The 21,523-nt window shown below is 62.2% G+C and carries 15 protein-coding genes; 9 read left to right on the top strand and 6 right to left on the bottom strand.

The window, feature by feature from the left end; translation table 11 throughout:
* Positions 1-247 precede the first annotated feature (247 nt).
* From ACIQUF_RS03355 to ACIQUF_RS03345, 3 genes are all read right to left on the bottom strand, one after another.
* Entirely contained in the window at positions 248-1,366 is a 1,119-nt protein-coding gene (locus ACIQUF_RS03355) for a glycosyltransferase family 61 protein (protein ID WP_403128407.1), read from the bottom strand.
* 51 nt (positions 1,367-1,417) lie between these two features.
* Positions 1,418-2,569 carry a hypothetical protein gene (locus ACIQUF_RS03350; protein WP_403128404.1) on the bottom strand — a complete coding sequence of 384 codons (1,152 nt, stop codon included), beginning with the start codon at positions 2,567-2,569 and terminating at the stop codon, positions 1,418-1,420.
* Positions 2,570-2,822: 253 nt separating this feature from the next.
* Complete coding sequence (locus tag ACIQUF_RS03345; RefSeq protein WP_403128402.1) at positions 2,823-4,436, bottom strand: putative bifunctional diguanylate cyclase/phosphodiesterase; 1,614 nt, start codon at positions 4,434-4,436, stop codon at positions 2,823-2,825.
* A 138-nt stretch (positions 4,437-4,574) separates the two neighbouring features.
* On the opposite strand from ACIQUF_RS03345, the gene ACIQUF_RS03340 reads away from it, so the two are divergent.
* The 3 genes from ACIQUF_RS03340 (at position 4,575) to ACIQUF_RS03330 (ending at position 8,020) form a co-directional block, all read left to right on the top strand.
* A complete protein-coding gene (locus tag ACIQUF_RS03340) occupies positions 4,575-6,194 on the top strand; it encodes an NADP-dependent glyceraldehyde-3-phosphate dehydrogenase (RefSeq protein ID WP_403128399.1) in 1,620 nt (539 codons plus the stop codon).
* A gap of 107 nt (positions 6,195-6,301) precedes the next feature.
* Positions 6,302-6,769, top strand: a complete 468-nt coding sequence (locus tag ACIQUF_RS03335; protein ID WP_403128396.1) for a VOC family protein — start codon at positions 6,302-6,304, stop codon at positions 6,767-6,769.
* Between the two features lie 63 nt (positions 6,770-6,832).
* On the top strand, positions 6,833-8,020 hold the full coding sequence (locus ACIQUF_RS03330) for a hypothetical protein (RefSeq protein ID WP_403128393.1): 1,188 nt from the start codon (positions 6,833-6,835) through the stop codon (positions 8,018-8,020).
* Positions 8,021-8,113: 93 nt separating this feature from the next.
* Here the strand turns inward: ACIQUF_RS03330 and ilvA are convergent, their stop codons facing one another.
* Positions 8,114-9,676: a threonine ammonia-lyase, biosynthetic gene (ilvA, locus tag ACIQUF_RS03325; protein WP_403128390.1), complete on the bottom strand. Its 1,563-nt coding sequence runs from the start codon at positions 9,674-9,676 to the stop codon at positions 8,114-8,116.
* Between the two features lie 326 nt (positions 9,677-10,002).
* Here ilvA and ACIQUF_RS03320 point away from each other — a divergent pair, with 326 nt between their 5' ends.
* Complete coding sequence (locus tag ACIQUF_RS03320; protein WP_403128387.1) at positions 10,003-11,214, top strand: hydroxymethylglutaryl-CoA reductase; 1,212 nt, start codon at positions 10,003-10,005, stop codon at positions 11,212-11,214.
* 8 nt (positions 11,215-11,222) lie between these two features.
* On the opposite strand, the gene ACIQUF_RS03315 is transcribed toward ACIQUF_RS03320, so the two are convergent.
* Positions 11,223-11,654 (bottom strand): PACE efflux transporter, encoded by a 432-nt coding sequence (locus ACIQUF_RS03315; RefSeq protein WP_403128384.1) that lies wholly within the window; start codon positions 11,652-11,654, stop codon positions 11,223-11,225.
* Positions 11,655-11,962: 308 nt separating this feature from the next.
* Between ACIQUF_RS03315 and wecB the strand changes: the two genes are divergently transcribed.
* Genes wecB through ACIQUF_RS03290 form a run of 5 tightly spaced genes read left to right on the top strand, consistent with a single transcriptional unit; the run spans position 11,963 to position 20,245 of the window.
* On the top strand, positions 11,963-13,117 hold the full coding sequence (gene wecB, locus ACIQUF_RS03310; protein WP_403128381.1) for a non-hydrolyzing UDP-N-acetylglucosamine 2-epimerase: 1,155 nt from the start codon (positions 11,963-11,965) through the stop codon (positions 13,115-13,117).
* Positions 13,114-15,288, top strand: coding sequence for a cyclic di-3',5'-guanylate-activated glycosyltransferase NrfB (nrfB, locus tag ACIQUF_RS03305; protein ID WP_403128378.1), 2,175 nt, complete (start codon positions 13,114-13,116; stop codon positions 15,286-15,288). Before wecB ends, nrfB begins: the two co-directional genes overlap by 4 nt.
* Positions 15,285-18,287, top strand: coding sequence for a phage receptor (locus ACIQUF_RS03300; RefSeq protein WP_403128375.1), 3,003 nt, complete (start codon positions 15,285-15,287; stop codon positions 18,285-18,287). The genes nrfB and ACIQUF_RS03300 overlap by 4 nt, the downstream gene beginning before the upstream one ends.
* Positions 18,287-19,126: a DUF4434 family protein gene (locus tag ACIQUF_RS03295; RefSeq protein WP_403128372.1), complete on the top strand. Its 840-nt coding sequence runs from the start codon at positions 18,287-18,289 to the stop codon at positions 19,124-19,126. Before ACIQUF_RS03300 ends, ACIQUF_RS03295 begins: the two co-directional genes overlap by 1 nt.
* A gap of 27 nt (positions 19,127-19,153) precedes the next feature.
* Positions 19,154-20,245, top strand: coding sequence for a diguanylate cyclase domain-containing protein (locus ACIQUF_RS03290; RefSeq protein ID WP_403128369.1), 1,092 nt, complete (start codon positions 19,154-19,156; stop codon positions 20,243-20,245).
* On the opposite strand, the gene ACIQUF_RS03285 is transcribed toward ACIQUF_RS03290, so the two are convergent.
* A complete protein-coding gene (locus ACIQUF_RS03285) occupies positions 20,220-21,518 on the bottom strand; it encodes an ATP-binding protein (protein WP_403128366.1) in 1,299 nt (432 codons plus the stop codon). The two genes, ACIQUF_RS03290 and ACIQUF_RS03285, sit on opposite strands and share 26 nt — an antisense overlap.
* Positions 21,519-21,523 lie beyond the last annotated feature (5 nt).

Raw genomic sequence — 21,523 nt, 5'->3', positions numbered from 1 at the left:
GTCAACGATCCGGCACCATAATAAATATCAATCGACCCGTGCCCTTCTCGTCAATATCTCGACATGCAGAAAATGTGGGGTCGCATTACCCTTAAGATAACCCTGCAAAGGCCTGATATTACTGACAAATATTATTTTCACTTAACGCGGTGCACCCCCGCGTTTTTATACATAACGAGGGTGCACAGCAGCAGGAAAGTGTTACATCGGCGAGAAAAGCTGAGAATCATTGCGCTTCGCGTCACGCTTATGACGGGAAAAGATCAAGGGTACGTTCGACTTCCTCGATGTCCATGGTGAAGCCATCACCCTCCGGCATGCCCACGACAAAGCCGAAATGCTGGTGATCGCGGTCGGTCAGGTATTTGTAATAGCTGACGAAGCGATTCGGTGGCTGCAGGGCCAGCACAGCGCCCCCAGAGCGCAGCACGTTGACGCCGTGGACCAGTTGGCTGCCCTCCACTCCAATGACCGTCCTTGCCCCTGCGCAAGCCGCAACGATGGTCGGCACATCGCACTTCAAGGGGTTGATTACGCGGAAGCCGCGCTGCTGGCGCAGGTGCTCGGCAACCTCCAATTCATTACGCATCAGACGCAGGTCGCCATCACCGCCACGCAGGATGAACACACCCGGGTGCTCGCTGTGCTCCACATGCGACAGCAACTTGTCGCCCATGCCCCGATAGCGCTGGTGGCGGCTGCGGTTGTTACTCACATCATCGAACAACACCAGTTCCTTGAAATAAGCGCTGCGCACCCGTAACGGTTGCATCCCTAACCAATCTTCATAAGCCGGCCCTTGGGTAAACAGCGGATAGCGGGCGGATGGTGCTGTCGTTACCGGGACGCCCTCGTTGCAGGCCAACGCATAAGTCGGGCAATCCTCCATCAACCAGGTGCCGAACCAGGTGTTGCCATTTTGCGTGCAATAGGCGGCCCCTCGTTCGATTTCATATTCCACCTTGACCCGTGGAAATCGACTGGGTTTCAACGACAGCCAGTGGCTGGCATTGCCCTTGTAGAGCGCCCCGTCGACCATCCACACATCCTTGATCAGGTAGCCGCGCGTGGGCCCCTGTTGCGCGCTGATGCCGCCCTCCATGGTGCGCGCAGGGTGCACGTAGGGATAGAAGCGCTTGGCCTCCCAGCCGGTGACCCGCTCCAGTTGACCGGGCAGGAAGAAGGCTGGGGGAGAAAGAGTCTGTTCACCGGGAGCGATATCCCAGGTTTTAACCGCAAGGCTTTTTATATCGATATCTGCTTTACGCAGGAGCCGCTTTCTAAGCATGTTTCTATAGGCGGCCAGCGTCCAGGTATGCTCGTTGGCGATCAATGATGCGCTGAACTTGGAGATATCGCTTCCCATTGGAAGGCCCCCATTAAAGACACTGTCAATAACATGGCAAATGACTGTTACTTAACTGGACAACACCCGTTCCATCGTGGGCGGGGATTTCAAGCTGGCATACCGCTCTCGTAAGTTTTCCAAAAACAACTCACCCGAACTTTTGGCGCCGTACAGGTAAATCTTGTGCAGGCCGCCAAACACCATCTCGTGATAACGAGTGGCAAGTTCTTCATCGCTGGAGCCTTCCGGCAAACCGAGGTGCAGTGTCAACTTGTTGCCTTCCACCGCAAACAGCGGGGTGTCCCAGAGGAACTGTGCAACCCCTGCTCTGGGCAAGCGGATGAACATATAGGCGTGGTTACCGAGCGAATCGACGTCGCCCCCCCGCCGCCGCTTCCACTTCAGCAACCCGTCATCGGGGCGCGCCAGGCACAAGCCAATGTCGTAATAGTCGTAGCCATTGGCCAATGCCCACTCCAGCGCCATGAAGGTGGTGATCGAGTTCACTTCACGCAACTTCTTGGCGTCGGAGAACACCGCTTCGCAGTAGCCGAAACGCAGCGTGCTCCAATAGCGCTTGCCCGCGCGGGTGATTTCGCAACCTAGGTGACAGGCGACCACCTCGCCGTTAAGGGTGATCAGATCCAGTCGCCCTACCCCTTTTGCCAGGCGGAAGACATCTTCAGTCGGAAATTGCGCAGCGTGGATGCCCTGCCTGGCCGTGGCGTAGGGGCGTAGCAGGTCGCGGTCGGCCATGGCGATTTCGTCATCCGATAGCGTCTGCCGCATTTCGTACAACGGACGGTTCTTGCGGATACTGCGGCGCAGTTCACTGTCGTAGCGCGCGGTAATGTCGTCCAGCGAGCGCCCCAATGGCACCACCGCGCTCAGGTAATGAGGAACGGACAGCGTTCCCGGAGTGGGCAGTTCACTGACCACTACCCGGTTCACAGTGCTGCCCCCTGCTTCTGCCTCAGCTTCCGTGCCTGGCTGCTGCCCTTTGCCGCCAATCAGCAGCTTGGCCATTTCCCGCTGCTGCTTTCTGCCGATGTACAGAATCTCGTAGGGGCTTTCCTGTTGCAGCTTGAACCTGGCGACTTCCCACCGCCAGAAACAGGCGCGCCCCAGCCCGTCGCGTAACACGTTTGAAACGTTTCGCAGTTCGTAGCGCATGGAGGGGGAGATGAATTTTCGGGCTATCGCTGCCAGGTGCTGTTTCATGTCTTCTTCGACGTCCTTGGATGTTGCCCATTGGCTTGATCGGAAAGAGTATCGGTAAAGCGCAGACAACCCACTTAACGCATTGATATGTATAAATAACTTGCTAATTTGGCACTCAAATATTCAGTAACAATTTAAGATGCAAGGGCGCGAATTGGCAAGCGGCCAATTGATATCACGCCCTTCTATTTCATGGCGCCAAAGAATGTGTAATTACCACGCAACAGCACGGCTGGCATCTATCGAGAAGTGACTAGCTCTCGACGTTGCCGCCAGCCTTGGCCCGGGCCGGTTGGCTGGCCAGCCAGCGCGCCAGTTCAGGTGCCGGCATCGGCCGCCCCATCAGGTAGCCCTGCCCTTGATCGCAGCCTGCATTGCGCAGGAAATCGTACTGCGCCTGGGTTTCGATCCCTTCAGCCGTGATCCGATAACCCAGCGCGTGGCCGAGGTCGATAATCGCCCGGGCGATGGCCACGGCGTCGTCGTCATCAGGCAGGTCCTTGATGAACGCGCGGTCGATCTTCAGGTGATCGATCGGCAGGGCGCGCAGGTAGGCCAGTGATGAATACCCGGTTCCAAAGTCGTCGACAGCTGTCGCCACGCCCATGGCCTGCAACTGTGCCAACGCGGCGCAGGCCTGTTGCTGGCTTTCCATGAGCAGGCTTTCGGTGATTTCTACCTCCAGCAGGCTTGGCGACAGGTCGTGCCGCTCAAGTGCCACGGCCAGGCTCGACACATAGTCGCTGCGCTCGATTTGCAAGGCCGCGACGTTGATGGCCAACGGGCCCGGCAGACAATTATCGGCCCGCCAGGCCGCCAGTTGTGCGCAGGCCAGTTCCAGCACCCGCTCGCCCAACGGGATGATCATTCCGGTGCGCTCCGCCAGCGGGATGAACTCGCCCGGCGAGACCAGGCCATGCTCGGGATCGCGCCAGCGCAGCAGCGCCTCGACGCCCTCCAGGTGGCCGCTGAACAAGTCGACCTTGGGTTGGTACCACAACTCGAACTCATTGTTCTGCAGGGCCCGGCGCAGATTACGCTCAAGCTCCAGACGCTGATGAAGGCGTGCAGTCATGTCGGGATGATAGGGCCGCCAGGTGTTGCGCCCGCCCTCCTTGGCGGCATACATCGCGGTGTCGGCGTGGCGCAGCAGGCTGCCAACGTCTTCGCCATGTTGCGGGCACCAGGCCAGGCCGATGCTGCCGGTAACCAGTGCGGCATTGCCGTTGAGGTCGAAAGGCCGCTGCAGGCAGCGTAGAAGGTGGCGCACCTGATGATTGATCTGGCCCTGGGTGCCCTGCAGCATGAAGACGAATTCGTCACCGCTCAGGCGACACAAGCGGTCCGCAGCGTCCAGTTCCTGCAAGAAGCGCGCGGTAGCCTGCTGCAACAGCAAATCGCCCATGGCGTGCCCCAGGCTGTCATTGACCTGCTTGAAGCCGTCGATATCCAACATCAGCACTGCTAGCCCGTGGCCTTTGCTGGTCGACTCGGCCAACTGCTGCTGAAACAGCACACGGTTGGGCAAACCGGTGATGGTGTCATAGTGCGCCAGGCGTTCGAGCTGCGCTTGCGAGCGCTGCAGCTCGCGGTTGCGCTGCGCCAACTGGCGCTGTTTGCGGTTGATCTGGGCCACGAACAAGCTGATCAGGCCGGTACTGATCAGCGCAAACCAGAACAACGGCGAGGCGAACAGGCTCGCCGCCTGATGCGCTTGCTGACGTTGCGCGTCCAGGTGCCCAAGCGCCACCGACAAGCCGATGCCGGCTGCGGCGAATGCCACCGGCAGCAAGCGCTGGAGGGTCTGGCGAAGGGTGCCGGTGGCCGGCTTCTGCTCTTCGGAATACGGGGAATTGGACGGGATCATAAGCCTGCGGACGCACTCGGTTGCTTCTGTATCGGCGCAGCTTCGGCAATGTTGAGCCAGACTGGTGTTTTTCTTCAGGCAGGTGCATGCTCGTAGCTGAAGCGTTTCACCTAGCCCAATACGTGAGGTGCAGTACCCATGGACCGTTTGCTCGATTCGCTGTTTCCTGCCGCTGAGAACATCCCCGAGGCCTGGCGCCTGGGTGAACCCCTTGAGCAGCGTGATTACCTGGTGAATGGTGAACTGCGACGCTGGGACGGCCCGCTGGCCACGGTGCGCAGCCCGGTGTGGCTCAAGGAAGCCGGCAGCGAGCAGCAAGTCATTCTCGGCAGTGCCCCGCTGCTGGATGCCGAGACCGCCTTGACCGCCCTGGATGCTGCGGTGCAGGCCTATGACAAGGGCCGCGGCGTGTGGCCGAACATGCGCGTTGCAGAACGCATCCAGCATGTCGAAACCTTCCTGGCGCGTATGCGCGAGCAGCGCCAGGCCGTGGTCAAGCTATTGATGTGGGAAATCGGCAAGAACCTCAAGGACTCGGAAAAGGAGTTCGACCGCACCTGCGACTACATCGTCGATACCATCAACGCGCTGAAGGACCTCGACCGCCGCTCCAGCCGTTTCGAACTGGAGCAAGGCACACTTGGCCAGATCCGCCGCGCGCCATTGGGCGTAGCGCTGTGCATGGGGCCTTACAACTACCCGCTCAACGAAACCTTCACCACGCTGATCCCGGCGCTGATCATGGGCAACACCGTGGTGTTCAAGCCCGCCAAGTTTGGCGTGCTGCTGATCCGCCCGCTGCTCGAAGCCTTCCGCGACAGCTTCCCGGCGGGGGTGATCAACGTTATTTATGGCCGGGGCCGTGAGACGGTCAGCGCCCTGATGGCGAGCGGCAAGGTCGATGTGTTCGCCTTCATCGGCACGCACAAGGCCGCCAGCGACCTTAAGAAACTGCACCCTCGCCCACACCGCCTGCGCGCCGCGCTGGGGCTGGACGCCAAGAATCCTGGCATCGTGCTGCCCCAGGTCGACCTGGACAACGCCGTCGAAGAGGCGGTAACCGGTGCACTGTCGTTCAACGGCCAGCGTTGCACCGCGCTGAAGATCCTCTTCGTCCATGAGGACGTGGTCGAGCCGTTCCTCGACAAGTTCAAGCGCAAGCTCGCAGCGCTGAAACCGGGCATGCCGTGGGAGCCGGGCGTAGCGCTGACGCCGCTGCCGGAACAGGGCAAGGTCGACTATCTCGACGGCCTGGTGGCCGATGCCACAGCCAAGGGCGCACGCGTGCTCAACGAAGGTGGCGGCCAGAGCCGTGGCTCATTCTTCTACCCCGCCCTGCTCTACCCCGTCAGCTGCGACATGCGCGTGTACCACGAGGAACAGTTCGGCCCCGTGGTGCCGGTGGTGCCGTACCGCGACCTGCAGACCGTAATCGACTACGTGCTCGATTCCGACTACGGCCAGCAACTGAGCCTGTTCGGCAACGATCCGCAGACCATCGGCAGCCTGGTCGACATCTTCGCCAACCAGGTCGGCCGCATCAACCTCAACGCCCAGTGCCAGCGCGGTCCGGATACCTACCCGTTCAATGGCCGCAAGAACAGCGCCGAAGGTACGCTGTCGGTGCATGACGCCCTGCGCGTGTTCTCCATACGCACCCTGGTGGCGACGCGGTTCCAGGAAGCCAACAAAGAGCTGATCAGCGAGATCATTCGTAATCGCCAGTCGAGTTTCCTGACCACCGATTACATCTTCTGATCGCCAATCGATCTAGCAGACATGTCGATCTTCTCCTTTGCTAAACGACTCTAGGCAACAGGGGCCCGATCGAGCCCCTTTGCATCCACGTCAAAGGAGATTCGAACATGGCAGCCAAACCCATCCCAGAAGGCCAGCACAGCATCACGCCGTATCTGGCCATGCAGAATGCCGACAAGGCCATCGAGTTTTACAAGCAAGCCTTCGGTGCTATCGAAATGTTCCGCCTCGAAGGACCGGACGGTCGGGTCGGCCATGCCGAATTGAGAATCGGCGACTCGTCGTTGATGCTCGCCGACCCTTGCGACATGGAAGGCGGCCTGACCGCTGCGCAGAAGCTGAACGGTGCAGCGGTTGGCTTGCACCTGTATGTCGAGGACTGCGACAAGGTGTACGCCCAGGCCATCGCCGCTGGCGCCACTCAATTACATGAGGTGAAGGACCAGTTCTACGGCGACCGCAGCGGCACGCTGAAAGACCCGTTCGGCAACATGTGGTTCGTCTCCACCCACAAAGAGGACCTCAGCCCCGAAGAAATTCGCGCCCGTGCGGCCAAAATGTTCGGTGGCAGCTGAGCGACACATTGAAAGCGGCGCGGCTTTGCTTGAAGCTTGTGGCTCGTAGCTTGGAGCTGCTCAATGCGAATCATCGACAAAACCGCCGCGCAGGTGCGCAGCCTGACCCCGGCCGAAGAGGAACTGCTGCAGGCATTCGCCAACGGCAGCCTGGTCGGCCCACGCCTGCTGCAGGCCAACCAGTTGCTGATGAAGGTGCGCAGCGCCAACCAGTGGCTGGCCTGCGACTGCCGCAAGGATGCCCTGCCGGTGCTCAACGTCACACTCAATGGCAGCACCGGCACACTGTTTCTCAAGAACAATCCCGGCACCGCCGAGCATGCGCCGGGTTGCCCGTTCACCAAGGATGAGCGCGAAGCCGCCGAGCGTGAGGAAGACCCTGCCCCACCTGCTGCCTGGCTGGCGCCCGACACTGCGCTGCGCTTGCTCGGGGACTTTCGCAAGGCCAGCGACGGCACTGGCGGCACCGGTGATGGCAGTGAGCGCCGCGATCAGCAGCGACTGCTGTCGCTGCTGCTGACCTGGATCGAAACCAGTGGCCTGAACCTCTACGCCACGCACTTGAAAAAAGACCTCACCAGCCAGTTCGCCGAACTGCGCAGCGTTGCCAGCCGTTACCCGCTGCTGGAGCGTGTCCCGGCCAGCAACTACCTGGAAACCCGGCTGGACATGAAGCACATGATGATGCTCAAGGCACGTTTGCGCGAGGCCACGGTGTTCGGTAGCCACCGCCGCCACGGCTTGCTGTTGGACTGCGTTGATCAGATCAAGGGCCGCAAGCTGTTCAACAACCGCAGTGAGGAGGGCTTCGACTTTCAGGGGCATCATCTTTACTGGGGCGGAAGCCGGACTTCCGGTCCGCTGCTGGCACTGGTCCTGTATTCGCCGACCACGGCCGGCAGCCACTTTTATGAGCTGATCCATGTGGCCAGCGTGCCGGTGTTGTCACGTTCGCACCTGTTTCCCGTTTACCGCGATGAAGAGCGCGAACCGCTCAAGGCCCTGGTCTCGTTGATCGACTGGATGGCCAGCAAGGGCGTGAAAGTGCAGATGCGCAGGCCGGTGATCGGTGGTCAGGTGATGGATGAGCTGGTGCTGACATCGGACCAGGACCGGGTGCTGTCGGTGTCGTTGCTGGAACAACCGGTGGGGCCGGAGCCGGATGCCGAGAATTTCAAGCGGTATGCCGACTTCAAGAGCCTGGAGACGTTTCGCAAGTTTGTCGCCGGGTTCTTCATGCGCGAGCGCTGAATACTGTGTTGCCCGCTTCGCGGATGAATCCGCTCCTACAGGCACGGCGCTGTACCTGTAGGAGCGGATTCATCCGCGAAGAGGCCGCCGCGATCACCCCAAAAACAGCTTGTAAGCCGGGTTATCAGTCTCATCCCAATACCGATATCCCATCTCGTCCAGCGCCTGCCCCAACCCCGCCTGTTCCTCACCCGGCACCTCCAACGCCGCAAACACCCGCGCGTCTGCCGCGCCGTGGTTGCGGTAATGGAACAGGCTGATATTCCAGCGCTTGCCCAACCGCTCAAGGAAGCCCAGCAACGCCCCCGGCCGCTCCGGGAACTCGAATCGCAGCACCCGCTCATCCGCGCCCGGTGCCGCATGCCCGCCCACGGTGTGGCGCACGTGCAGCTTGGCCAGCTCGTTGTCGGTGAGGTCGAGCACGCTGTAGCCCTGCTCGGCAAGGTTCGCCAGCAGCTTGTCCCGCGGATCATGCAGCGGATGCGTCTGTACACCCACGAACAACCGCGCTTCCCTGCCTGGGTAATAGCGGTAGTTGAACTCGGTGATCTGGCGCTTGCCCAGCGCCTGGCAGAAGGCGCGGAAGCTGCCGGGCTGTTCGGGGATGGTCACGGCGATGATGGCCTCGCGCTGCTCACCCAGCTCGGCGCGCTCGGCCACATGGCGCAGGCGGTCGAAGTTGACGTTGGCACCGGAATCGATGGCCACCAGGGTCTGGCCCTGCACGCCTTCACGGGCCACGTACTTCTTGATCCCGGCCACGGCCAGCGCGCCGGAAGGCTCGGTGATCGAACGGGTATCGTCGTAGATGTCCTTGATCGCCGCACACAGTTCGTCGCTGCTGACCGTTATCACCTCGTCAACGAAATGCCGGCACAGCTCGAAACAATGGGCACCGACCTGGGCCACCGCGACGCCGTCGGCGAAGGTGCCCACCTGCGGCAGAATCACCCTTTCACCGGCGGCCATGGCGGCCTGCAGGCAATTGGAGTCTTCCGGTTCGACACCAATCACCTTCACCTCAGGGCGCAGGTACTTCACATACGCGGCAATACCCGCCACCAGCCCGCCGCCACCGACCGGCACGAAGATCGCGTCGAGTGGCCCTGGTTGTTGGCGGAGGATTTCCATGCCGACGGTGCCTTGCCCGGCAATCACGTCCTGATCATCGAAGGGTGGCACGAAGGTCGCGCCCTCGCTGTCTGCAAGCTTGAGCGCATGGGCCAGTGCATGCGGGAAGCTCTCACCGTGCAGCACCACATGGCCACCCCGCGAACGCACTCCTTCGACCTTCAACGAAGGCGTGGTGGTCGGCATGACGATGGTCGCCTTCAAGCCCAGATGCGATGCCGCCAGGGCCACACCCTGGGCGTGGTTGCCCGCTGACGCGGTGATCACCCCACGCTCGCGCTGAGCCGTGGTCAGGCGCGACAGCCGCGTGTAGGCACCGCGGATCTTGAACGAGAACGTGGGCTGCAGGTCTTCGCGCTTGAGCAGCACCTGATTGCCCAGGCTGGCAGACAGTGCAGGCGCCGCTTGCAGCGGCGTCTCGATGGCCAGGTCGTACACCGGCGCGGACAAGATGCGCCGCACTTGCTCCGACAGCAGCTGCTGCGGGCTGAGCGGGGTACGTGGGGTGACGTTGAGGCTGGTCATCGAATGCAACTCCTTGGCTGTTGTTCACGTTGCCCAGGAGTCAGAGATTGAAAACCCGCCTCCAGGGCGGGTTAGGTGCACGTACGCGCTAGCCCGCCAAACTGATAATGGCGGTAATAATAATGGCGTTCACATGCAGGTGAGTTTTCATGCCGTGCAAATTAGCCCTTGAGGTCGAACAAAGTCAATCGCTGATTTGCCAAGCGGGAAGCCAGCCCTGATATTTTTGCCAGGTCACAACGTAACCGTCCCATGTTGTAATCCTCTCGGACTGTCGGGGATTTAAGGGTTTACCGCGCACTGACCAAAGGCTTCACGGGGCCAACATGATACGAGATGGGAAACGCTCGATTGATTTACCCAAGATTCCCGGCAAGGGGGATTACAGTGAGGACGCTCGCCGTCAACGGCTGTCATTTCTCAGCCAGCAGACGCGTGCCAATCTGGATCAAGTGGCCAACATCGGTTTTGCCAGCGAGCAGGTTCGCGGCAATATCGAGTCCCTGATCGGCTCGGTCGAAGTACCCGTGGGTGTCGCTGGCCCCTTACAAATCAATGGTCATTATGCCAAAGGTTTGTTTTATGGCCCTTTGGCTACAACCGAAGGCGCGCTGGTTGCTTCGGTCTCACGAGGTGCTGTCGCATTGAACCGAGCAGGTGGCGTGAACGCCGCCTGTTTGGGGGAGCGAATGCTCAGAGTCCCTTACTTTGAGCTGGAAACGCTGGCCGATGCACTACGTTTCGCTGAGTTTGTGCGAGAAAAACTGTCCGACCTGCAAGCCCAAGTAGGTAAACAATCGCAGCACGCAAAACTTGTGGCACTGGAGCCACAGCCACTGGGGCGTGTGGTTTATGTGCAATTCATTTATGAAACCGCCGACGCAGCGGGCCAGAACATGACTACCAGTTGCACCTGGGCCTTGTCGAATTACCTGCGTGTGGCGTTTCGCAAGCGCTGTGGCAAGGCAATGGTCTGCCATTTAGTCGAGTCCAACCTGTCCAGCGATAAGAAAGTCTCTTACCAATCCTTCCTGCGGGGGCGTGGCGTGCGCGTGGTCGTTGACTGCGAGCTGCCCAAACAGGTCGTACAAGAAGTCCTCAATACCTCTCCCAAAAACATGGTCATGGGTTTCAACCGGGCGGCCAGCGGAGCTGTTGCCGCTGGCACGCTGGGGTTGAACTTCAACATTGCCAACGTCATCGCTGCCTTGTTCACCGCAACCGGACAGGACATTGCCTGTGTGCATGAGTCCTCTGTCGGCCATCTGCACATGGAGCGTGGAACACGCGACAGTTTGTATGCAACGCTGGAGCTACCTTGCCTGGTGATAGGAACCGTGGGCGGCGGTACTGGCTTGCAGCAACAACGCCAGTGCCTCGATTTGATGGGCTGCGCGGGAGACGGCGGCAAGCGCAAGTTGGCAGAAGCCATCGCCGGTTTCTGCCTGGGCCTGGAATTGTCGATTCTTGCGGCAATGGTCGCCGACGAGTTTACCCAGGCCCATGACCGGCTTGGCCGAAACCGCCCCGGCCAGTAAGCGTCAGCTCACCGACACGAATGCTGCGCCGATAGCGGCACATCGAAGACCTTGTCGAAGCCCCACTGGAAGACGAAGGCATACACGAAGAAGAACACGAACAGCGCCAGGTTGGTGAGCAGCGCCGCCCACAGGCTGACATCCAGCCAGTACGCCACCAGCGGCAGCAGGATCACCACCAGCCCGCCCTCGAAGCCGAGCGCGTGCAACAGCCGACGCATGAAGGTGCGCTCGCGTTTGGGCTGGCGCGCTTCCCAACGCTCGAACACCCAGTTGAACCCCATGTTCCAGCTCATGGCGATGCCCGACATCAGCACCGACAGCACGGTCGATTGCGCCATGCCGGCGCCGAACGCCAGTTCCAGCGCCGGCGCCACGCAGGCCACGGCAATCGCTTCGTAGAGAATGGCCTGGACGATCTTGCGTGCCTTGCCTTGCATGTTCTGCTTCCTTCCGAAAAGGCCTTCCAAATTACAAGAAGCAGCCTACAAGAAAAAGTCTGAAATACATTTTTGACTGACCATTCAGTCAAGAATAACTAGCATAAACGTTTCCGCACCACCCCATTCCCCTGGCACCCGGCCGCGTGACGGCCTGACCCGACCTCGCCTTCATTCGCTCAGCGCATGCCGCTGACCGCGAACGACCGTGCATTGGACAACCCCGCAGCTGACTGCTTGTATCTATCCATTGCAAGTGGCGCGAAGTCGTACACCTACGTCCAGGGAATCGTACGAGGAACAAGACGATGGCCAACACCGTCATGATGGTATTCGGTACCCGCCCAGAAGCGATCAAGATGGCCCCCCTGGCCAGGGTCCTGCGCGAGTGGCCCGACATCGACCTGCATATCTGCTCCACCGGCCAGCACCGCGAAATGCTCGGGCAGGTGCTCACCGCGTTTGGCCTGAGCGTCGACCAGGACCTCAAGGTGATGACCCAGAACCAGACCCTCAACGGACTGGCCCGTGACCTGCTGGACAAGATCGACAAAGCTTACGAACAGGCCAAGCCGGATATCGTGTTGGTCCATGGCGACACCACCACCAGCTTCATCGCCGCCCTTGCCGCGTTCCATCGGCATATCCCCATCGGCCACGTCGAAGCCGGCCTGCGCACCGGCAACCTGCAGCAGCCCTGGCCCGAGGAAGCCAACCGACGCCTGACCGGGGTGATCGCCGACCTGCATTTCGCCCCCACTACCAAATCCCGCGACAACCTGCTGCGCGAAGGCGTGCCGCTGGAGCACATCGAGGTCACCGGCAACACCGTTATCGACGCTTTGCTGTGGATGCGCGAATACCTCGGCACCACCGCCTGGCACCCCGCCGCCGATTCCCCGTTGCACAACCTGCGTGATGACCAGCGCATGGTGCTGATAACCGGCCACCGTCGGGAAAACTTCGGTGCCGGTTTCGAGCGCATCTGCCTGGCCTTGGCCGAACTGGCCCTGCGTTACCCCGAGGTGCAGTTCGTCTACCCGGTGCACCTCAACCCGCAGGTGCAAAAAGCGGTCTACGGCCTGCTGTCCGGGCGCGACAACATTCACCTGGTGGCGCCACAGGACTACCAGCACTTCGTCTGGCTGATGAACCGCGCCCACATCATCCTCACCGATTCCGGTGGCGTGCAGGAAGAAGCCCCTGCCCTGGGCAAGCCGGTACTGGTGCTGCGCAAGGTCACCGAGCGCCCTTCGGTGCTGGAGGGCGGCACGGTCAAGCTGGTCGGCACCCAGGCCGAGCGCATCGTCAAGGAAACCAGTCAACTGCTGGATGACGAGGCCGCCTACCAGCGCATGGCCCGCGTCTTCACGCCATTCGGTGACGGCCACGCCAGCGAGATCATCGCCGAACGCCTGAGCCGCTGGTTCGCGGCAACCACCAGCCAACAGGATGACGCATGAGCCTGGCTTTCATCGATTTCCTCACCTATGTGCTGTTCGGCCTCAAGATCCTGGCCATCATCCTCGCCACATTGATGTTCCTGCTCGGCCTGGATGACCTGTTCATCGACCTGTGCTACTGGTGCCGCAAGCTGATCCGGCGTTTCCGCATTTACGACAAGTACGAGAAGGCAGACGAGAAACGCCTGTTCGAAGTGCCGGAAAAACCCCTGGCGATCATGGTCCCGGCCTGGAACGAGGTGGGCGTGGTCGGCGAAATGGCGCGCCTGGCAGCCTCGACCATCGACTACGAGAACTACCAGATCTTCGTCGGCACCTACCCCAACGACCCGCAGACCCAAGCCGACGTCGATGCGGTGTGCCTGCACTACCCCAACGTACACAAGGTGGTTTGCGCCCGCCCCGGCCCGACCAGCAAGGCCGACTGCCTGAACAACATCATCGACGCCATCCTGCGCTTCCAGGACGACGCGCGCATCGAGTTCGCCGGCTTCATCCTGCATGACGCCGAAGACGTGATCTCGCCCATGGAACTGCGCCTGTTCAACTACCTGTTGCCGGCCAAGGATATGATCCAGATCCCGGTCTACCCCTATGCGCCGGAATGGAAAGGCTTCACCGCCGGGCACTACGTGGACGAGTTTGCGGAAAACCACGGCAAGGACGTGATCGTGCGCGAGGCCCTGACGGGCCAGGTGCCCAGCGCCGGGGTCGGCACCTGCTTCAGCCGCCGCGCCATCAATGCCCTGCTCGAAGACGGCGACGGCATCGCCTTCGATGTGCAGAGCCTCACCGAAGACTACGACATCGGTTTTCGCCTGAAACAGAAGGGCATGAAGTGCATCTTCGCCCGCTACTCCGTCACCGACCCGGCCCTGGCGCTCAAGCACGAATGGCGCCCTGGGATGAGCCGCGAGTTCTCTCAGGTGATTTGCGTGCGCGAGCATTTCCCGCGTGACTGGCAGCATGCTATCCGGCAGAAGTCGCGGTGGATCGTCGGTATCGTGTTCCAGGGCACCAGCAACCTTGGCTGGAGCCGCACGGGCGCGCTCAATTACTTCCTCTGGCGTGATCGTCGAGGCTTGTTCGCCTACCTGCTCAGTTTCCTGGTCAACCTGTTGTTCCTGGTGTTGCTGGGGATGTGGCTGGTGACGGTGGTCGCGCCGGAGTCCTGGCGCTTCATGTCGATCCTCAGCGACAGCTGGTTGCTCACCACGCTGCTTTGGCTCAACGGCCTGATGCTGATCAATCGCCTGTTCCAGCGCGGCTGGTTCGTGACCCGCTATTACGGCATCGGCGAAGGGCTGCTGTCAGCGCCGCGAATGATGTGGAGCAACTTCGTCAACTTCTTCGCCAATCTGCGTGCCTTGCGCCAGGTCATGGAGATGGGTGATTCGCGCCGTGTGGCCTGGGACAAGACCACCCACGAGTTCCCCGCCCTGGCCTCTCCTGCCCGCACACCGCTGGGCCACCGGCTGGTGGAAAAAGGCTACATCACCGAAGAACAGCTGGAGCAAGCGATCACCAGCCCGGTGCGCCGACGCCTCGGTCGCGAGCTGCTGTTGCGCGGCTGGTTGACCAGCGAACAGCTGGTGCAGACCCTGGCCGAGCAGCTCGACATGCCCTGGGCACCGCTCAACCCGTTCAGGCTCGACGCACACCTGATCGCGCAACTGCCGCGCCGCTTGGCGACGCACTATGGCGTGCTGCCGGTGGCCGAAGACGGCGATACCCTGGTGCTGGCCAGCGAAAGCCCCGTCAGCCAGGTCTCGCTGGGGGTCATTAGCCGCCAGCTCAAGCGCCCGGTCAAATGCCGGTTGGCGCCCCAGGGCCGGGTCACCCTGGGCCTGCGCTATCACTACCCCAGCCCCTGGCAGCACGAGGAGACCCGGCAGATGCTGGAGGTGCTGGAAAAACACCAGGACAACGCCGAACTGATCGAGCAGGTCAGCACCCACCAGGTCATGCTCGGGGCCTTGCTGCAGGTGCGCGGCATGGTTCCGGTGACCCTGTTCAACCAGGCGCTGATCGACTTCGATCCAGAGCAGCAGAGCCTCGGCGAACACCTGATCGCACGCGGCATCATTACCGAGCACGTGCTGCAGCAGGCGCTCGACGAACAGGCCAGCGAACAGCAGGCCGCCTTTGACCTGATCAGGGAGGTGGCATGAAGCCGCGTTTTACCCTCACCTTTACCGGCCTGCTGCTGTACTCCACCGCCCTGCCCGCGTTGGCCGCGCCGATGACCGACTTTCAGCGCTTCACCAGCTATCCGTTCATGGAGCGCAGTTATCGCGAAGCGAAAAAGGACAACTGGGCCGAGGTCGAGCGCCTGACCCGCCATGTGCTGGGCCGCGTACCGAACAATGACGAAGCCCGCGCGCTGCTGGTCGAGGCGTTGGCCCACCAGCGCCGCTACAAGGACGCCGAAGCAGTTGCAGGGCAACTCGACGGCGGCCCCGAATATGCCGATGCCCTGCTTGAATTGCGCCTGACCTGGATCGAACAGGACCCACCGCCCGCCAGCCAGGTAGAGGGCTGGATGGCCACCGCCGACAGCATGCACCGGGTACGCCTGTGGCAGGCCTATAGCTTGAGCCTGGCCAAGTTCGGCGGGGCCGGCAAGGCGCTGGAGTGGCTCAACCAGCTACCGCCCCGTGACGATGGCCAGGTGCTGCGTCTGGCCCGGGCCAACTTCGCCGAGCAGTTGCGCAATTGGAAGGAAACCATCGAACAGCTGCAACCCTTGGCCGACAAAGGCCAGTTGCCGGCCCAGGACTGGCAACGCCTGGCCAATGCCTACGTGCAACAGGTCGATGAAAAGGGGCTGACTAAACTGCTGGAAAGCGCCCCCTCGCCCGAGATCGCCAACCAGACCCGGCTGGCGATGGCCAACCGCGCCATCGCCGTTGGCCATAACGAGCAGGCCCAGCGCTGGCTGCAAACCTTGCCCGCCGAGCAACTGCAGGATCCGGCACTGCGCCAACAGCTTTGGGAACTGGCCCGTGAAGGCGACGATGCGCCCCTGGTGCGGCGCCTTAGCAACGAATTGCAGCGCCCATGCCTGGACACGGTCGACTGGCTATCACGCCACGACCCGGATGTCGCCCGCGAGCAGTTCAAGGACTGCCAGGCCAGTGCCGATGCCCGCGCCTATGCGGTCCTCAAGCAGCGCCTGTATGGCGACCCCGCACCGGCGCCACAACCGCGCACGGCAGCCGAATGGGAGCAGCGTTATCGTCAGACCGGTGATCTGGCAGCCCTCGAACAAGCCAGCTTCCTGCTGTTGCAGCAAGGCCACAGCGACCGCGCACGAACGCTGCTGGAGCAGGCCTACGACCGCCGCCAGGGGCGCCTGACGCCCTCGCTGCTGCAGCGTCTGGGCAATCTCTATGCACGCAACGACGGTCCGCTGGACAAGCGGCGCATGCTCAGCCTGATCCCCAGGGTCGATGCCAACACCCGCGCCCAGTTGCTCGGCCGCCTGGCCGAGGCCGGCCAGTGCGACGCCGTGCGCCAGGCCATTCCGGCAAACCCTACCGAGGCCGGACAGTACCGCGCCTTGGGCCGCTGCGCCATGCCTGACCAACCCGGTGAAGCGGTGGTCTATTACCAGGCCGCCGAGGGCCTGGGCGACAGCGGCAATCGCCTGCCATTGGCCTACGCGCTGGAAGCCGCCGGTGATTCCGAAACGGCCCTGCCCATCTGGCGCAATTTGCCGGCCAGCGCCTGGACCGACAATGCCCGCCTGACCGCCGCCGCGGGTGCATTGAACGCAGGCGAGCCGCAAACCGCTCGTCGATACTGGGATGCTGCCGCGCACAACAGCGCCGACGATTGGGCACTCGGCGCCGCGATCGCCCAACGCCAGGGCGACCCGCAGGCGGCTTTGGGCTTCCAGCGCCAAGCGTTGGCCCACAACCCGCGTGCCGACCACTACTACGCGGCTGCCAGCACCGCGCAGCTGGCCGGCGACAACGCCCAGAGCACCGCCTGGCTTGCCGAAGCGGTACGCCTGGCGCCCAACCAGCCACGCTACCGCGCCGACTACGGCATGCGCCTGGCCGGCTCGCCAGACAAAAGCCAGCGGCGCCAGTCGATCCCCTACCTGGAGCACGCTACCCGCGACTTCCCTGAAGACTATCGCCTTGGCGAAACCCTCGCTGTGCGCTACGACGAAGCCGAAGACAGCGCCTCGGCCCGCCGCGAACTGCGCCGGATCCTTGATGTTGAACAGAACCTGGTCGACGCCGACGACGAATACGGCAGCCTCGAAGCGCGCAAGTACCGCCAGCGTCGTGCCCACGAAACCTTGTCACGCCGCGACAGCATCACCCTGGCCAGCACCTGGTCGCCTGCGGGTACTTCGACCAACGACAAGTTCCTCGACAACGGCGAGCGCAGCGGCAGTTCCCGCCGGGCGCAATCGCAGAACGTGCAACTGGCCATGTGGGACCACGCCTTGGGTGACGAACCCAGCCGCAACGGCAGCACCCTGTCGGTGTACGGCCGGGTACTGTTCGGTGGCCAGAGCCGCACGGACTACGCGCAAAGCATGGGCACCGGCGTCGGCCTGCGCTACAAACCGCTCGGCCAGGCCAACCTCAACCTGTATGCCGAGCTGTACCACCAACGGCAGATCGACACCGAGCACTACAGCGGCCTGAGCCTGGGCGAATTGCTGAACCCGAGCAAGGTCGGCGGCAACTGGGGCGACCTGCGCAACAACGCCGAGTCGAGCAATGACCTGCTGCTGCGCGCCACCGCTTCGTTCCTCGACCAGGGCGCATGGCGCAACGACTGGCGGGTCGACGAAGACGACTGGAACGAGCGCTTCCTGTACCTCGACGCCGCCTGGTGGACCCGTGCCGGCGACCATGCCTGGCTGTCGCGCTACCAGCAAGGCCATGCCTGGAAGCTATCTGGCAATTCGCCGCAGACCCTGATGCCTTACGGATTTCTCGAATTTTCCAGTCAGGACCCGAGCAACGACTGGCGCCAGGATGCCCGCGCTGGTGTCGGCGTGCGCTGGCAGTGGTGGTTCGACGACGACCGCTACAACGCCTACCGCGGCACGCTGAAAGTACGCGCCGAGTACCAGCAATCGTTGGGTGGCAACCTCTACGAGCGCGCCAACGGTGTGCTGGTTGGCGCGGAGATGACCTTCTGATGCGTACATTCCTGGCAATCTGCATGCTCGCCCTCTGCCTGCCGGCTCTGGCCGACCAACGCCTGTTCTACCAGCCACTAAACCGCGATGCCGATGTCAGCCCTGCCCAGTGGCAGCAACTGTGGCGCGCCACTGCAGCGCAGGGCGGTAAAACCCTGATCGTGCAATGGAGCGCCTACGGCGACAGCGATTTCGGCGGCGCTCAGGGCTGGCTGGCCAACAGCCTGCGCGAAGCCCGTGCTCAGGGGCTGGAGCTGGTGCTCGGGCTTTATATGGACCCGGCTTACTACAAACGCATCGAGGAGCTCGATGGCGATGGCCTGAGCAGCTATTGGAAGGCCCAGCTGGCACGCTCGTTGAGCCAATACCAGCAGTTGCGCAAGGACTGGAACATCGAGGTGGAGGGGTGGTACCTGCCGATGGAATTGGACGACCTGCACTTTCGTGACGTCGCCCGCCGCGAGGCGTTGTACAGCCAGTTGCAGGCCTTCAACCGGCAGTTGGACAAACCGCTGCACATCAGCGCGTTCAGTGCTGGCAAGCTGGCGCCACGGGTCAATGCCGCGTGGTTGGATCAACTGGCGGGGCTGGGCTTGACTGTGTGGTGGCAGGACGGCGCCGGGACAGGGCGATTGCCAGCGATGGTGCGCCAGCGTTACGAGCAAGCCTTGCCGTGCCGAGTGGGTGTGGTGCGTGAGGCGTTTCGCCAGGTGAGTGGATCGGGGGAGGCATTTCGGGCGCAGGGGACTGAGCCGAGGCTGACTGGCGGATGCCATTGCGAAGCGGTGTTCGCTCTTCGGTATCGGCCTTGGGCTCGCGGGATTTTGTCGCAGAATTAAGTCGTATTCCTCAGCAGGAACATACCCATGTTCAAGACCATCGAGGACCACGTCCGCCAGCAGGTCGCCCCCGCCGCCCTGCGCGCCGAGTTCCGTCAGCATGAGTTCGACAACTCACGGCGCTTTTGCCAGCTGATCTTCTGCGTCAGCATCGCCGTCTGGCTGGTCTTCGACCTGATTGTCAGCTACCTCGGCAATCAGGGCTTCACCTGGCTTTCCGGTCTGTTCCTGGCGCTGATGTGCAGCCTCACGGTGGTGCTGGGCTTCACCCGCAAAAGCCACCACTTCGACGTGCTCAACCTGCTGTTCATCAGCGTCATCACCCTGGGCATGCGCCTGGTCATCGAGGGCATCCCCACCCCCTTGCGCCCGGTCTGGCTGGTGCTCGGCACGTCCACCGTGCTGTACAGCGTTTCGGTACTGCCAGTCCGGCGCTGGTCGTTCTTCTGTGCCATGGCCATCACCTGGGCCATGCTCAACCCGTTCTACGGCACCAATATCGATCTCGACGACCTCGAAGCCGCCATGCTGCTGAGCTATGCCGTGTTCCTCAGCGGCCTGGTGATCTACAGCTACCTGCGCATCCGCCAGGCCAAGTTGCACAACTTCTATATGTCGAAATTGCTGCTCGAACAGGCTTATGTCGACGTGCTCACCGAAATCCCCAACCGCCGCTCGTTCATGGCCAAGGCCGAGCGCCAACTGCACCAGGCGCCGCCGGGGCAATACCTGGCGATGGTCGATATCGACAATTTCAAGAAGGTCAACGATCGCTTCGGGCATGACATCGGTGACGAGGTGCTCAAGCGGGTGGCGGTGCACATCAAGGCATCGATGGCGGCTTTCGAGTTCGCAAGGCTCGGCGGCGAGGAGTTCGCGATCTTCTTCCAGGGTCTGGATCAGACTGAAGCCGAGTACCTGGTTGAGACATTGTGCAAGCGCGTGCGTGAAGATCTGGGGGCGCATCCGGTGACCATCAGCATCGGCCTGGCGCGTGTGGACAGGGCGGACACCCTGACCATGGCGCTGGTCAAGGCTGATCAGGCGTTATACGAAGCCAAGCACACCGGGAAAGACCGCTTCGTAATGTGGACTAGCCGGCTGGCAGCCGAATCCTGAACTGCGCCCCACCCAGCGCCGACTGCGCCACCGTCAGCGTTCCGCCCTGCCCCTCGATGGCCCGCCGGCTGATCGCTAGTCCCAAACCAAACCCGCCGGTATTGCGATCGCGGCTGCGGTCCAGGCGGTAGAACGGCTGGAAGATCCGCTCGCGCTCTTCGACCGGGATGCCGATGCCGTCGTCCTCGACGGTCAGCAGGCAGGCGCCGTCCTCTTCCAGGCGTAGGCGCAGTAACAGGCTTTCGTCGCAATAGCGCATGCCATTGCGCACCAGGTTCTGCACGGCGCGCGCCGTCAGCCGTGGGTCGAGCACAAAGCGCGGCAGGTTGCCCTCGGCTTGGACTTCCCAGGTGATCCCCCGGGTATCGAGCTCTTCGGCAAAGCCACCGAGCACACTGTCGACCAGTTCCAGCAACGACACCTCGACCCGCTCGCGGGCCTGGTCGGCGTTGTATAGGCGGCTGTAGGACAGCAGTTCGAGCACCAGCTCGTCCAGCTCGCGCACATGCCCGACCAGCTCCAGCAAGCGTTTGCGACTGCTCGCCGGCACTTCGTCGAACAGCAGCACCAGGCCGAAATCCAGACGGGTGAGCGGCGTGCGCAACTCATGGGACACGGCATTGAGCAGCTCGCGCTGTTGGTTGACGTGGCGCTCCAGGTCGCTGGCCATGGTGTCGAACACCCCGGCCAGCTCACCGATGTTCGAGTGTGGCGAGATGTGCGTACGCTCGGCCATCTGCCCTTGGCCCAGGCGCCGGGCCGTCTCCTTGAGGCGTTCCAGGTCACGCCAGTGCGGCCACACCCACAGCAGCAGGCAGCCGAGCATGGCGGCGCCGATCAGCACGGTCACGCCCCAGGACAGGACATTGATGTCCAGCGGGTCTGGTGGCGCATGCAGGCTCACTAACCAACCTTCTTCCAGCGGCGCCAGCGCCGTCTGGTAGTAACCCCAGTCGCCGATGCGCACCACGTACAGGCCATGCTCCAGACGAGCTTGCTCCTGTGGGCTCAGACCGGCCTGGTCGCTGCGCAACAGCTTCACTTCCAGCGGCGCGAACGACTTGGCCAGTTCCTGCTCCACCGCCGGCCACTGCTCGCGCGGCGCCTGGCGGAACTGGCGGACGATCAGCGATTGCACGCCTTTGGCCTGGTCCAGGTTGTAGGCCATGAAGCGCTCATGGAACAGGCCGACGATGGTGTCGGGGATGAGCAGCAACGCGCCGGCGTAGGCGACGATGATCACCAGGTACAGGCGCACCAGGATCTTGAGCATGAACG

Origin of the sequence: Pseudomonas sp. NPDC090233, assembly GCF_044772285.1 — a bacterium.
Taxonomy (GTDB): domain Bacteria; phylum Pseudomonadota; class Gammaproteobacteria; order Pseudomonadales; family Pseudomonadaceae; genus Aquipseudomonas.
Note: the sequence above shows the minus strand (reverse complement) of the source record. Positions and strands in the feature narration are given on the sequence as shown.